Origin of the sequence: Plebeiibacterium sediminum (assembly GCF_026013605.1) — a bacterium.
Lineage (GTDB): Bacteria > Bacteroidota > Bacteroidia > Bacteroidales > Marinilabiliaceae > Saccharicrinis > Saccharicrinis sediminus.
On record NZ_JAPDPJ010000269.1, the window covers coordinates 1 to 592 of the forward strand.

Consider the following 592-nt stretch of genomic DNA (forward strand, 5'->3'; position numbering starts at 1 on the left):
TTTATTGGTCTCAAAAGTAGTTAAAACTATGCACTTTAGTGCATCTTGCTTTAGCTTCTAAAAATCTTAACTTTGATCATATGGTTCAAAGAATTAATGGTCATACAGTTTCAGAATTAACAGCTCATATTGTGTGGAGTACAAAGTATAGGTATAAAGTTCTTCAAGGAGATATAAAAGTTCGATGTCGCGAGCTGTTAATACAAATATGTGAAGCGGAGGATGTGATAATATTAAAAGGTGTTGTTTCATCTGATCATATTCATATGCACATAAATTATCGTCCATCACAAAATATAAGTGATCTAGTAAAGAAGTTCAAAGGTCGAACGTCAAGAAAATTACAACAAGAATTCCCACTCTTAAGTAAAAGATATTGGGGACGTCATTTTTGGGCAATAGGTTTTGGTTGCTGGAGTTCAGGAAATATAACGGATGAAATGGTAAATGCTTACCTGGAACATCATAGAAAACCTGAAGATCAAGATGAATCCAATTTCATCTTAGAATAGATGAGAAACGAGCTAAAGAATGACTTTTAGTCATTCAGGTCGCTCAAAACTATGGACTTTCAGTCCATAGTGGTTTATTT

Annotated in this window: 1 protein-coding gene; it reads left to right on the top strand. The window is 33.4% G+C overall.

Going from position 1 to position 592, the window contains the following annotated elements; genetic code table 11:
• Window positions 1-80: 80 nt before the first annotated feature.
• Window positions 81-512 (top strand): IS200/IS605 family transposase, encoded by a 432-nt coding sequence (tnpA, locus tag OM075_RS25410; protein ID WP_301193365.1) that lies wholly within the window; start codon window positions 81-83, stop codon window positions 510-512.
• Window positions 513-592 lie beyond the last annotated feature (80 nt).

Coding starts and splice junctions, on each gene's coding strand:
- tnpA (WP_301193365.1), top strand. CDS start 81: ATGGTTCAAAGAATTAATGGTCATACAGTTTCAGAATTAACAGCTCAT.